General features: G+C 61.4%; 10 protein-coding genes. 5 read left to right on the forward strand and 5 right to left on the reverse strand.

The annotated features are described in order from the left end of the window. Window positions 1-16 precede the first annotated feature (16 nt). Entirely contained in the window at window positions 17-949 is a 933-nt protein-coding gene (locus tag MUN79_RS03585; RefSeq protein ID WP_244676424.1) for a hydrogen peroxide-inducible genes activator, read from the reverse strand. A gap of 108 nt (window positions 950-1,057) precedes the next feature. Here MUN79_RS03585 and MUN79_RS03590 point away from each other — a divergent pair, with 108 nt between their 5' ends. From MUN79_RS03590 to MUN79_RS03610, 5 genes are all read left to right on the forward strand, one after another. After that, on the forward strand, window positions 1,058-1,735 hold the full coding sequence (locus tag MUN79_RS03590) for a response regulator transcription factor (protein ID WP_244676425.1): 678 nt from the start codon (window positions 1,058-1,060) through the stop codon (window positions 1,733-1,735). Between the two features lie 190 nt (window positions 1,736-1,925). Continuing rightward, window positions 1,926-3,338, forward strand: a complete 1,413-nt coding sequence (locus MUN79_RS03595; RefSeq protein WP_244676426.1) for an ATP-binding protein — start codon at window positions 1,926-1,928, stop codon at window positions 3,336-3,338. Window positions 3,339-3,457: 119 nt separating this feature from the next. Continuing rightward, window positions 3,458-3,727, forward strand: a complete 270-nt coding sequence (locus MUN79_RS03600) for a hypothetical protein (protein ID WP_244676427.1) — start codon at window positions 3,458-3,460, stop codon at window positions 3,725-3,727. A 49-nt stretch (window positions 3,728-3,776) separates the two neighbouring features. Then, window positions 3,777-4,715 (forward strand): SdiA-regulated domain-containing protein, encoded by a 939-nt coding sequence (locus MUN79_RS03605; protein ID WP_244676428.1) that lies wholly within the window; start codon window positions 3,777-3,779, stop codon window positions 4,713-4,715. Between the two features lie 201 nt (window positions 4,716-4,916). Further along, window positions 4,917-6,428, forward strand: a complete 1,512-nt coding sequence (locus tag MUN79_RS03610; protein ID WP_244676429.1) for a catalase — start codon at window positions 4,917-4,919, stop codon at window positions 6,426-6,428. 268 nt (window positions 6,429-6,696) lie between these two features. Here MUN79_RS03610 and MUN79_RS03615 read toward each other — a convergent pair whose 3' ends face one another. The 4 genes from MUN79_RS03615 to MUN79_RS03630 form a co-directional block, all read right to left on the reverse strand. After that, on the reverse strand, window positions 6,697-8,034 hold the full coding sequence (locus tag MUN79_RS03615) for a family 1 glycosylhydrolase (RefSeq protein ID WP_244676430.1): 1,338 nt from the start codon (window positions 8,032-8,034) through the stop codon (window positions 6,697-6,699). A gap of 275 nt (window positions 8,035-8,309) precedes the next feature. Further along, window positions 8,310-9,986 (reverse strand): GMC family oxidoreductase, encoded by a 1,677-nt coding sequence (locus tag MUN79_RS03620; RefSeq protein WP_244676431.1) that lies wholly within the window; start codon window positions 9,984-9,986, stop codon window positions 8,310-8,312. 108 nt (window positions 9,987-10,094) lie between these two features. Next, window positions 10,095-10,394, reverse strand: a complete 300-nt coding sequence (locus tag MUN79_RS03625) for a gluconate 2-dehydrogenase subunit 3 family protein (RefSeq protein ID WP_244676432.1) — start codon at window positions 10,392-10,394, stop codon at window positions 10,095-10,097. Beyond that, window positions 10,337-10,711, reverse strand: coding sequence for a hypothetical protein (locus tag MUN79_RS03630; RefSeq protein WP_244676433.1), 375 nt, complete (start codon window positions 10,709-10,711; stop codon window positions 10,337-10,339). Before MUN79_RS03630 ends, MUN79_RS03625 begins: the two co-directional genes overlap by 58 nt. Window positions 10,712-10,735 lie beyond the last annotated feature (24 nt).

Below are 10,735 nucleotides of genomic sequence, written 5' to 3' on the forward strand. Positions count from 1 at the left end.
TGGCGTACGGATTAAGTTACTTCCACCGAATCTTTTGTCCGGCCTGCCCCACCTGCAGCCGGGCGGGCAGCTTGGCCAGGATTACGTCGCGCAGGGTAGAGAGCAGCAGCAGGCGCACAAAGCCGTGGTGCACTACCAGGCTCACCTCCCGTACCGGCTCGGGCGCGGCGAAGCGCTTCACCATTGGGTTGCGGCCCACTTCCTCCAGCACCGACAGCTCGGGCACCAATGTGTAACCGTTGGTGCGGCTCACCAGCTGCTTCAGGGTTTCAATCGAGCCGCTTTCGTAGGTGTAGGGTCGGGGCGTGGCCGGGGCCGGCGGGTTGCACAGGTTTAGCACCTGGTGGCGGAAGCAGTGGCCCTGCTGCAAAAGCCAGAGGCCGTCGGCATCCAGGTCGGCGGGCTCCAGCAACTCCTTATTGTACAGCGGGTGGCCTTCGGCCACGTAGCCCAGAAACGGCTCTTCCAGCACCGGAATTTCGCGCAGGGCCCGGTCGTCGAGCGGGGTCACGAGCAGGCCCACGTCGAGGGTGTGGCCTTTGAGGCGCTCCATAATCTGGGCCGACTGCAGTTCCTCCACGTGCAGGCGCAGCTGCGGATACCGCTCGGCCAGCTCCACCAGAAACAGGGGCACGAGGTAGGGCGCCAGCGTCGGAATCACGCCCAGGCGCAGCTCCCCCACCACGTCGCCTTTTTCGAGCTGCACTACTTCCTGCAGCTGCTGCACCTCGCGCAGCACCTGCCGGGCCTGCTGCACTACTTTGGCTCCTACGGCCGTAGGCCGCACGCCCTTGCTGGTCCGGTCGAACAGCAGCACACCCAGCTCCTCTTCTAGCTTCTGGAGCTGCATGCTCAGCGTGGGCTGGGTAACAAAGCACTTCTCGGCGGCCAGCACGAACTGCCGGTGGGTATCGAGGGCGACGAGGTATTCCAGCTGCTGCACGGTCATGCCGCAAATATAGCCGCCAGTTATAGATGAGCTTCGTTCCATCAACGCCTCTTATACAACTAGCCGCCAACGCAGCCGTAACTCCGGTACTTACATTTCGCGCTGCGCATGAAACTACTCCTGGTTGAGGATGAGCCCAAGCTGGCCTCGTTTATTCAGAAAGGCTTTCAGAACGAGGGCTACGAGCTGGATGTGGCCTTCGACGGGCAAATGGGCCTGTCCTTGTTCCGGCAAAACAGCTACGACCTGATTGTGCTCGACGTGAACCTGCCCCACATCAACGGCTTTGCGCTCTGCCGGCTGATTCGGGCCGACAATGCCCGCGTGCCGGTGCTCATGCTCACGGCCCTCGACAGTCTGGAAGACAAAACCCTGGGCTTTGAGGCCGGGGCCGACGACTATTTGGTTAAACCCTTCAAGTTTCAGGAGCTGCTGCTGCGAGCCCGGGCCCTGACCAAGCGCAATGCCACGGAAGCCGGCGTGAAGCGCATCCTGCGCATGGCCGACCTGGAGCTCAACCTGGAAAGCAAAACCGTGACCCGCGCCGGGCAGCGCATCGACCTGACGGCCAAGGAATACTCCCTGCTGGAACACCTACTACTGAACCGGGGCAAAATCGTGTCCCGCATCGACATCACCGAGAAAGTCTGGGAGCTGGATTTCGACACCAACACCAACGTCATTGACGTGTATATCAGCCACCTGCGCCGCAAGCTCGACAAAGGACACGAGCCCAAGCTCATCCACACCGTAGTCGGCATGGGCTACGTGATGCGGGAGGAGTAGGATAGTTGTTGCGTTCAAATCTGCTGTCATTGCAAGCAGCGCGAAGCAATCCGTCCTCTACGCAGGTAGTCCCGACCTTTCTCCAGAAAGCCCTTTGCCATTAGCGACGATTAGAGCTTGTCTCTTTAGAATACGCAGCACATTTCAGAGGACGGATTGCCACGGCTGCGCCTCGCAATGACACGCTTATTTGAACGTCACCTTGCCACTCACCACCTCGCCATTTCACCCCATGCTGATTCGCAACAAGCTTATTCTGCGGTTTATGGCGCTGGTGTTTGCCATTCAGCTGTGCCTGACGGGGTTTATCTATTACTACAGTGCCCGGGCCCGGGAATTGCGGTTTTACCACCGGCTGGAAGGCAAGGCCGAGCAAACGGCCAACCTGCTCATTCGGCGGCTCAGCCTGGACCCCGGAGTGCTGCGCAGCTTCCGCAAGAAGGATTTGCTGACCATGCACAACGAGCGGATCAGCATTTACGACGCGCAGCGGCAGCTCGTGTTTCACCTGGCCCAGGAAGACGAGCCGGCCTCGGCCCGCGACGCGGAGTATTTCAGTCAGATTACCCGTAAGAAGCCGGCCCGCTTCCGGGAAGGAAAGGTCGAGACCCTGGGCATCCTGTACCGGTACAAAAAGCGGGAATACCTGGTGTTTGTGGCCGGGCGCGACCAGTTCGGCGGCCGGGAGTTCGATACGCTGACGTCTATCCTGCTCTGGGGCAACCTCGGGGCGCTGGTGCTCATCATCGGGGCAGCCTGGCTGTTTGCCGACCGTTCCCTGCGGCCCCTGCAGCGCATGGTGGCCGAGGTGAAGGGCATTACCGCGTCGGACCTGAAGCGGCGGGTGGATGAGGGCAACCGGCAGGACGAAATTGCCCAGCTGGCCATGACCTTCAACCAGATGCTCAGCGGATTAGAGCAGGCGTTTGAAAACCAGAAAAGCTTTGTGGCCCACGCCTCCCACGAGCTGCGCACCCCGCTGGCCAACGTGCTGGGCACCCTGGAAACGGCCTCGGCCTACGACACTGACCTGCCCGCCGCCAAGCGCAGCATCGACTCGGCGGTGGAAGAAATCCAGAAAGTCATTGACCTGACCAACGGCCTGCTGACCCTGGCCAAAGCCGACGACACGTCCTTTGCCCGCGCGGCCGTGTCGCTCGACGACGTGGTGCTGCAGGCCGTGGATGCCTGCAAGCTGCGCTACCCCGGCCGCAGCATCCAGGTTGATTTCGGCACCTGGCCCGAGGCGGTGGAGGAAGTATTCGGGACGCGTGGCAACGGGCAGCTGCTGCAAACGGCCGTGCTCAACCTGCTCGACAACGCCTGCAAATACTCCGACCAGGCCGTGCGCGTGCAGCTCAGCTACCAGTCGCCCCGCACGCTGCAGCTCACCGTGGCCGATACCGGCGCGGGCCTGCCGCCCGAGGAAGCTGCCCGGGTGCTGGAACCGCTCTACCGGGGCCCGAACGGGCTTGACAAACCCGGCTACGGCCTGGGCTTGGCCATTACCCAGAAAATTATTCAGGTGCACGCCGGCCAGTTGCTGTTCAGCTCCCGCCCGGGTCAGGGCACCACGGTTACGCTGCTGCTGCCGGCCGCATAAGCCGCCGCGCGTTCAGGTTATTTTAATGTGGTAGTCAGACCACGTTAATGTCGGGGCTGGTCCTTTGCAGAGAACTTACGCAAGCACCCGATGAAACCAACCACTCATGCTTCTCCCCAGTGCTGGCCTGGCTGGCCGTGCTGCTTTTGTCTTTCGGCCTCAACCTGTACCTGCTGCTGGGCCGTCCGCCGGCCGCACCAGCTCCGCCGCCGGCCTCCCCCACCCGGCTGGTCAGCAACCCGGCCAACGACGATGACGACGACACGAACGAGGAAGATGATGCTTCCTGGGTAGCCCTGAGCGAAGAGCTGCGCGAAACCCGCCGGGAACTGGCCGACTGCCGGGGTCACCGCGCCTCTGCGGCCAACCACCAGGCGGTCAGCCAATAATTAACCAGCCCGTTCCTTTTTCCGTATTCATTTCCCTGCCCGTATTCCCATGAGAAACCTGCTTTTTTCTTTGCTCGCCCTGTCAGCCTCGTGTAGCTCTCCCGCTACCGACTCAGCCCATCTGGCCTCTGCTTCAGAGGATTTGCCGGTGCAGACGGTCGGCCAGCGCACTACCGGGCCGGCCCCCACGGCGGCCATGGCCTACGACTTTTCCCGCCCGGCGGCTACCTACCCTATGCCTGCTGAGCTAGCCGAGCTGTCGGGCATTGCCCTGGCCGGCACCACCCATATTACCGGTGTCGAAGACGAAACCGGCAACCTCTACGAGTACAACCTCAGCACCAAGAAAGTCGATCGGGTCATTCCCTTCGGCGGCAGCGGCGACTACGAAGACCTGGCCCGCGTGGGCTCCGACTGGTTTATCATGCGCAGCGACGGGAAGCTGTTTCGCTACGCTGGTGGCAAAACCGAGGAGTTTGAAACCGGGCTGAGCTTTGCCAACGAAACCGAGGGCCTGACCTACGACGCGGCCTCCAAAACTTTGCTGGTGGCCTGCAAAGCCGAGCCGGGTGCCGGACTTTCCTACAGCCAACGGGCCATTTACCGTCTGCAACCCGGCACTTTCAAGGCCGAAGCCAAACCCGCGTACGTGCTGGATGTAGACGCCATTCGGAACTCCAGCCCCGCGGCCGAGGCAGAAAAGTCGGGCAAGAAGGGTAAAAAGAAGAGTAGCGGTAAGAGCTTCTCGCCCTCGGCCGTGGCCGTGCACCCGGTTACCCAGCACGTATTTGTGTTGTCGGCCAAGCAAAACGGCATCGTGGAGCTCGACCAAAACGGCCAGCTCCTGGCGGCCCAGCCTTTGCCCGCCGACTTGTTTCCCCAGGCCGAAGGGTTGGCTTTTGCCCCCAACGGCGACTTGTATGTAGCCACCGAAGCCAAGGATGCCGACCAGGCTATGATTCACTTGTTTCGGGTGCAGGCTCGCTAGAGTACTTTTCTCATTCAGAACCAGCCCTGTGCTGCGCTGCTACGGCAGGGCGGCACAGGGCTTTACGTTTTTACTATTACCACACTCTATACTACTATCAACATTATCAATTTTCATTATACAGCAGCAAGCTCAACCTTTGTCCAGCGCCAGTTCAGCCCGGCGCTTCGACCTCCAACCTTTTTCTGCATTTCTTTTCCAATGGAAGAATCTACTCAACCCAAGAAGCTGACCACGGCGGCGGGCCGCCCGATTTTCGACAACCAGAACTCGGTATCGGCCGGGGCCCGGGGCCCATTGCTGCTGCAAGACTACTTCCTGCACGAAAAGCTGGCTCACTTCAACCGGGAGCGGATTCCGGAGCGCGTGGTGCACGCCAAGGGCTCCGGGGCCTACGGCACCTTCACCGTGACCCACGACATCACCCACCTGACCCGGGCCAAGCTCTTCAGCAAAGTCGGCAACGAGTGCCGCATGTTTGCCCGCTTCAGCACCGTGGGCGGCGAGAAAGGTTCGGCCGACACCGAGCGGGACCCCCGCGGCTTCGCCCTGAAATTCTACACCGAAGACGGCAACTGGGACCTGGTGGGCAATAACACGCCCGTGTTCTTCGTGAAAGACCCGGTGAAGTTTCCCGACTTTATCCACACCCAGAAGCGCGAAGCCCGCTCCAATCTGAAGAGCCCCACAATGATGTGGGACTTCTGGAGTCTAAACCCCGAAAGCCTGCACCAGGTCACGATTCTGATGTCGGACCGGGGCACGCCCTACGGCTACCGCCACATGCACGGCTACGGCTCCCACACCTTCTCGCTGATTAATGCCCAGAACGAGCGGGTATGGGTGAAATTCCACTTCCGCACCGAGCAGGGCGTGAAGAATTTCAGCAGCGACGACTCGGCCCAGATGAAGGCCCAGGACGCCGACTTTGCCCAGCACGATTTGGTAGCGGCCATCGACAACGGCAATTTCCCCCGCTGGAAGATGTTCATCCAGACCATGACCCAGGAGCAGGCCCGCACCTTCCGCTGGAACCCCTTCGATTTGACGAAGGTGTGGCCCCAGGGCGAGTTTCCGCTCCAGGAAGTGGGCGTGATGGAGCTCAACGAAGTACCCGTCAACTACCACGCCCACGTCGAACAGGCCGCCTTTGCCCCCGCTCACGTGGTGGATGGCATCGGCTACTCGCCCGATAAAATGCTGCAGGGCCGCCTGCTGGGCTACCCCGATGCCCAGCGCTACCGCCTGGGGGCCAACTACGAGCACCTGCCCGTAAATGCCTGCCCCTACGGCTTCAGCAACTACCAGCGCGACGGCCAGATGGCCCTCGGCAACAACGGCGGCCCCGGCCCCAACTACTTCCCCAACTCCTTCGACGGCCCGGTGGAAGACAAGACTGTAGGGGAACCCGCCGAGCAGCTCGACGGCCTTTATGCCGACCGCTATGACCGCAACGAAGGCCCCGGCGACAACGACCACTACACCCAGCCCGGCAACCTGTTTCGCCTGCTCGACGCCCAGGCCCAACGCAACCTCATCGATAACATCGTGGGCTCGATGAGTGGCATCAGCGGCCCGAAGAAGGACCTCATCGTGCAGCGTCAGCTCTGCCACTGGTTCCGCGCCGACATCCGTCTGGGCATGGCCATTGCCAAGGGCTTGGGAGTTGATGTGGAAATGCCCACGCAACATGTAGCCGCCGCTGCGGTTTAAATAAAACTCGCACACCTTTTTCTGCACAAAGAGCCGGCCCCCGCAAGGAGGCCGGCTCTTTGGTTTTTCGTGTCATTGCGAGGCGCAGCCGCGGCAATCCGTCCTCTGAAATGTGCCGAGCTTCCTGAAGTGAAAAGCCCCTGACTACCGCGTGTAGTCAGGGGCTTTCTGGTAAAAGGACGGGACTACCTTCACAGAGGACGGATTGCCGCGCTTCGCTCGCAATGACAAGTTGGAAGGCGTCGCCTCTTTGCCATTACTAGGAGGTTTACACCTCTACTTTCAGCGTGGCCGGCTGCTTGGTGACTTGGAACATTTCGCCGTGGGGCACGATGGTAATCTGGCCGTACTCCTGCAAGAGCTGGCGGTAGGCTTCCGAGACTTTACGTGGATTTCGGTCGAGGTCATAGAGGCCACAAGCGTTGACTTTGCCGATTTTCTGGCTCAGGCCGATATCCCAGTCGACCTGATCAATGAGAGAATACCAGGTGAAGCCCAGCACCGGAATGCCTTCCTCGCGCATCCGCAGAATGTTGACCCACTGCTTCCAAAGCCAGGTGGGCGCGTCGTGGGCGTTGAAGACGTTGGTTTCGGTGTGCATCACCGGCTTGCGGTAGCGCAGGTAGTACTCGTGGGTGATGTTGTACCAGCCCAGCACGTCCATGCTGGTGCATTCCTCGCCGTTGGGCAGGATGATTCGCTCGTTGCGGCCGTAGTAATCGTTACCCATCACCTGGTAGCCCGGCGGCTCCCCGGCCATAAACCAGTCGTATTCCTGCCGGGTCATCCCGTTGTCGTACAAGTAGTTGAGCACATCGGCATCAGGGTGGCGGGCGTAGAGCAAATCCAGGGACAGGAAGCGCAGCTTGTTTTCCAGCTTGATGCGGGCACAGGGCGTGGCGCGCAACTCGTGGATGTACTCGGCCGACTCACTTTGCACGATGATGCAGTCGGGGCGGGCCTGGGCAATCTGCTGGTTGGCCATGATGCTGGCGGCCACAATGTGCTTCATGGCCGTCACGAAGGCCCGGTCGGAGCGCAGCTGCTCGTTCCAGATGCCATCCTTGGCGCTCATGCGGGCCGTCACGAAAATCTCGTTGATGGGCGTGTAATAGCGCACCCAGGGGTAGCGGCGGGCCACGGCCTGGGCATACTCGGCAAAGTGCACAGGCAGCTCCGGGTTCTGGAAGGTGCCAATCCAGTCAGGCAGGCCAAAGTGCAGCAGGTCCAGAATCGGGGTGATTTCCAGGCGCTGCATTTCGGCCATTACCTGGTCGGCAAACTCCCAGTCGTACTTGCCCGGCCCCAGGTGAATGCTGTAGTACGGGAGGCCGTAGCGCAACACCTTCAGGCCCATGTCTTTCACCAGCGCCAAATCCTCTTTCCACCGCTCGTAGTGTCCGCACTCGGCCAGCAGGTCGCGGCGGGTTTTGCCGTTGTCGATGGTGGGGTACGAGCACTCGATGCCGGTGGCAAACATGAAGTTGCCGGGCTCCCCCGTGGGCAGGCCGCTGCCGTCACGTCCCCCGGCCCCGCCGTATTCGTCGCCGGCGTAGTTGCCTTCCCCGAACCGGTCCTTGATATGCTTTAAAAAGTCTTTCGCCATACGATTTTATAACGCCAGATTTACTTCGCGGCCCGCGGATAAGAACCTAATTTATCAGTCCAGTCGCACGTCATTCCGAGCTGGCCGAGGAATCTCGCGTGCAGCGGTAACCTGATTAGATTGGCAACATCAGCACGCGAGATGTCTCTTCTCTGCTTGAAGCGCAGAATGGTCGACATGACGTTCGGCAGTAGGACATTCTGCCAAACAACAACTGAACTACCCCGGCTCGGGCACTCTTTAGTTTAAAGGCAGAAGGGGAATTAATGTTCGGCCTACTTCTGGTTTTCCAGGAATTTATCGGCGGTGCGCAGGGCCAGGGCCATGATGGTCAGGGCCGGATTGACACTCAGGGCACTGGGAAACACCGAGTTGTCGCAGATGTAGAGGTTGGGCACGTCGAAAGCCTTGCCGTTGGCGTCTACCACCGCGTCGTCGCCCGAGAGGCCCATGCGGGCCGTGCCGATGACGTGGGCCGAGCGGGGAAAGGCCCAGATATCGGTGGCGCCGGCCGCTTCCCAGATCTGCCGCATCAGCTTTTCGGCGTGGGCACTCATCCGGATTTCATTGTCGTGGTTGGTGAAGTGCAGCCGGGGCTTGGGCAGGCCACGGGCGTCCTTTTCCTCGGCCAGCTCCAGAAAGTTGTCGGCGTGGGGCAGACAGTCGCCCAGGATGTTGATGCCGGCAATGTGGTTGTACTGCTGCATATACTGCCGCAGCGCCCCCCCCCACAGCTTGCGGCCCCGGGCCACTTGCCCGGCAAAAGTAACTGGCATAATGCCAATGCTTTGCAACAAGTATCCACCGGCAAAATCCGCGTCTTTGGGCCGGAAGGTATCCTGGGAAATCAACGAGCCGGGAATGCCTTTGAAGGGCCGGACTTCCTCAGCAAACGTGCCGAACACCTGCACGCCGGGGTGGGCCATGAAGTTGCGCCCCACGTGCCCGCTGCTCAGGGCCAGCTCATTGAGCAGCAAGAGCCGCGGCGTTTCGACGGCCCCGGCGCACAAGAACAGGTGGCGGCAGCGCAGGCGCTGCTCTTGCCCGTTTTGCTGGTAGATAACCCCGGTGATTTTGCCCGTGCTGTCCCGCTCAATCTCGGTGACGTAGCAATTGGGCCGGATGTCGGCGCCGTGGGCGGCAGCCAGGGGCAGAAAGGTTACGTCCATGCTGGCCTTGGCTCCGGTGCTGCAACCAGCCTGACAGAAGCCGCGGTTGGTACAGGCCTCGCGCCAGCCCACACCCTCCTGGTAGTAGCGCGCCGACAACGCCGCATTGGCCGCCGGCGACGTTTGGATGCCCAACGCTTCGCAGCCGCGCTGCATGAGTTGGGCGGCCCCATTGAGCGGCAGCGGAGCCAGCGGGTAGCCCTTGCGCCGGGCCGGGCCCCAGGGATAGGGCGTGGGGCCCGAAATGCCTAAAAACTGCTCCAGTTCCTCGAAATACGGCTCCAGTTCCTCGTACCCAAACGGCCAGTCCTGACCCACGCCGAAGTCGCGGTGCAGGTGCAGATCTTCGGGCTGGGGGCGCGGGGTATAGGCCGTGTAGTGCAGCGTGGAGCCGCCGACGCCGGTGCCGGAGTTGTTTTTGCCGAAGGCTACCGGGTCGTGGCCGGCCGAAAGCCGCTCATCGTTCCAGAATAGAAACTCCTGGGCTTTTTCGTCGGTGGCAAAGTCCTTTTTTGGGTCGTGCCAGGGACCGGCCTCCAGGGCCACCACCTTCAGGCCGGCCATGGCCAGGCGGGCCAGCAGCGGCGCCCCGCCGGCCCCGGTCCCGATGACGATGCAGTCCACGGTTTGGGCGGGCAGCGGAATTTCAAGGGGCGCCGGCTCGGGCACGATGGGCGTTTCGACCAGCGGCGTATCGGCCAGCAGGCTTTGCAGCAGCGGGTCCTGAATTTCCGGCTTCACCGGGTTCAGCACGCCTTCTTCCAGGGTTTCTTCGTCGGGCATAAGGTGAAATGGTGAGGTGGTGAAATAGTGAGTTTTCTGTTCGAATGGTGCCGTTTGAATGGTGTAGGTAGTGCGGTCAGCACGACAACTCACCAGTTCACCATCTCACTAGCTTACCTCTTCCGGTTCCCGGTCTTCTTTCTCGTTGAGGCCAATTTTCGACCAGCCGGGCACGTCGGCCATGCCAGCATAGCCGATTTCTTCATGGGCCAGGGGATGGGCGTAGTAGTTTTCGGTCATTTCGGCCAGCAGCTCCTCGAAGAAGCGGTTGGCCGACAGCGTATCCCAGATCGGGCCCGGCGCGGTTTCGTTTTGCACGGCTTGCAGTACGGCATCCTGCTGCAAGCCGGTCAGCTGCTCAAACGGGGCCCCGAACATAACCCGGGCACTTTCCCGGATACCGCCCAAACCCAGGCGGTAGGCTTCACGGTCGGGGGCAGCACGTCGTAGCGCCAGCCGTCGGAATGCCCGGCCAGCAGGCGCTGGTCGATGATGGAAGCCAGCTCGATGGGCGCTTCCCGGTCGGGTTGCGGCAGCAGGCGGGCGGCTATGCAGCGCAACAGCTCGTAGGTGTCGGCGTCAAAGAATTGGGGCTTGTAGTCGGGCGCGTCGAGGCGGGCCTGCAGGGCCGTGCGGGTGGCTTCGGTTACGAGGTCGGTGGCCAGCAAGGCGCGCACGGAACCCGCGGGGTAAGGAGAGGAGGCCATATCGGGAAGGGAAGCCATAAAAGATTACGTTACTGACGAGCT

Source organism: Hymenobacter cellulosilyticus (assembly GCF_022919215.1).
Taxonomy (GTDB): Bacteria; Bacteroidota; Bacteroidia; order Cytophagales; family Hymenobacteraceae; genus Hymenobacter; species Hymenobacter cellulosilyticus.

Coding starts and splice junctions, on each gene's coding strand:
- MUN79_RS03620 (WP_244676431.1), bottom strand. CDS start 9,986: ATGCCCGACGAAGAAACCCTGGAAGAAGGCGTGCTGAACCCGGTGAAG.
- MUN79_RS03605 (WP_244676428.1), top strand. CDS start 3,777: ATGAGAAACCTGCTTTTTTCTTTGCTCGCCCTGTCAGCCTCGTGTAGC.
- MUN79_RS03585 (WP_244676424.1), bottom strand. CDS start 949: ATGACCGTGCAGCAGCTGGAATACCTCGTCGCCCTCGATACCCACCGG.
- MUN79_RS03610 (WP_244676429.1), top strand. CDS start 4,917: ATGGAAGAATCTACTCAACCCAAGAAGCTGACCACGGCGGCGGGCCGC.
- MUN79_RS03615 (WP_244676430.1), bottom strand. CDS start 8,034: ATGGCGAAAGACTTTTTAAAGCATATCAAGGACCGGTTCGGGGAAGGC.
- MUN79_RS03630 (WP_244676433.1), bottom strand. CDS start 10,711: ATGGCTTCCCTTCCCGATATGGCCTCCTCTCCTTACCCCGCGGGTTCC.
- MUN79_RS03590 (WP_244676425.1), top strand. CDS start 1,058: ATGAAACTACTCCTGGTTGAGGATGAGCCCAAGCTGGCCTCGTTTATT.